Raw genomic sequence first — 835 nt, forward strand, 5'->3', positions numbered from 1 at the left:
TCCTCCAGCCCCTCGGGCTCGCCCGCGGCCACCATCGAGTCGAGTTGCGGCCTGGTCTCCTGCCACCACGCCCAGAAACCGGCGATGGCCTCGTCAGGCCCTTCGGCCCCTTCGTCTGCGTCCTTGCGCCCGAACAGTCGCATGCCCGAATCCTCGCAGACCCGGGCCATGGTCGTGCACTCCTGTCCGGACAGTACGCTGGACAGGTCATGGGACTGCGTGTGCTTGCCGCCATGTCGGGCGGCGTCGACTCCGCCGTGGCCGCCGCTCGGATAGCCGAGGCCGGTCACGACGTCACTGGTGTCCATCTCGCCCTGTCCGCCAACCCCCAATCCCATCGCACGGGAGCCAGGGGTTGCTGCACGATCGAGGACTCGCGCGACGCTCGCCGCGCCGCCGACGTGATCGGCATCCCGTTCTACATCTGGGACATGGCCGAGCGTTTCCAGCGCGACGTGATCGAGGACTTCGTGGCCGAATACGCCGCCGGTCGCACCCCCAACCCGTGCCTGCGCTGCAACGAGAAGATCAAGTTCGCGGCGGTGCTCGACCGGGCGCTGGCCCTGGGCTTCGACGCGGTCGCCACCGGCCACCACGCCAAGCTGGTCGACGGGGTGCTGTCCAGGAGCGTCGACGCGGGCAAGGACCAGTCCTACGTCCTCGGCGTGCTGACCCGCGAGCAACTCGGCCACGCGATCTTCCCGCTGGGCGACTCGACCAAGGCCGAGGTGCGCGAGGAGGCCGCCAGGCGCGGCCTGACCGTCGCCGACAAGCCCGACAGCCACGACATCTGCTTCATCGCCGACGGCGACACGCGCGGCTTCCTGGCCGAGCG

Annotated in this window: 1 pseudogene; it reads left to right on the forward strand. The window is 69.9% G+C overall.

Annotated elements, in window-relative coordinates:
• Positions 1-209: 209 nt before the first annotated feature.
• Positions 210-835: pseudogene (locus ACTWPW_RS64395) on the forward strand (tRNA 2-thiouridine(34) synthase MnmA); the annotation flags it as partial.

Source organism: Nonomuraea sp. KM90, from assembly GCF_052246675.1.
Taxonomy (GTDB): domain Bacteria; phylum Actinomycetota; class Actinomycetes; order Streptosporangiales; family Streptosporangiaceae; genus Nonomuraea.